Raw genomic sequence first — 543 nt, 5'->3', positions numbered from 1 at the left:
GGGCGCGCTGGGGACGCTGGCGGGCGCCGTGGTGGGGCTCGCGGTGTGCCTGGGCGTCAACGCGGCGGGCATGGCCGTCCCCGAAGTGGTGGCGATGTTCATCATGTCGGAGACGCTGAAGCTGGCGGTCAACCCCGGGGCCGTGGTGGGCGCCATGGTGTTCATCACCGCGTGCACCACGCTCATCTCGCTCATTCCCTCCTTCCTCGCCGCGCGGATGAAGCCCGTCACGGCGATGCACCACATCGGGTGAACCCTTCATGAGTCTGAAAAGTGTGATGACCGCCGTGGTGCTCACCGCGGCCCTGCTGTCCGCCCCGGCCGCGCTGGCCCTGGAGCCGGCGGAGATGGTGAAGCTGCTGGCCACCATCGACGACCGGCAGCGCAACGGCGGCGACTACAAGGCGCTCGTCTATCTGGAGCAGAAGGAGAAGGACAAGACGGACACCGTGCGCGAGGCGTTCGTCTACCGGCGCGACGCGGACGACAAGCTGATGATTCTCTTCAGCCGTCCCAAGACGGAGGCCGGCAAGGGCTACCTCC

Annotated in this window: 2 pseudogenes; both read left to right on the top strand. The window is 67.8% G+C overall.

Going from position 1 to position 543, the window contains the following annotated elements:
• Positions 1-253, top strand: a pseudogene (locus G4D86_RS51845) (ABC transporter permease); the annotation flags it as partial.
• A 7-nt stretch (positions 254-260) separates the two neighbouring features.
• Positions 261-543 (top strand): annotated as a pseudogene (locus G4D86_RS51840) (outer membrane lipoprotein-sorting protein); the annotation flags it as partial.

Origin of the sequence: Pyxidicoccus caerfyrddinensis, from assembly GCF_010894405.1 — a bacterium.
GTDB classification, from domain to species: Bacteria; Myxococcota; Myxococcia; order Myxococcales; family Myxococcaceae; genus Myxococcus; species Myxococcus caerfyrddinensis.
The sequence above is the reverse complement of the archived record's forward strand: the minus strand, read 5'-3'. Positions and strand labels throughout refer to the sequence as shown.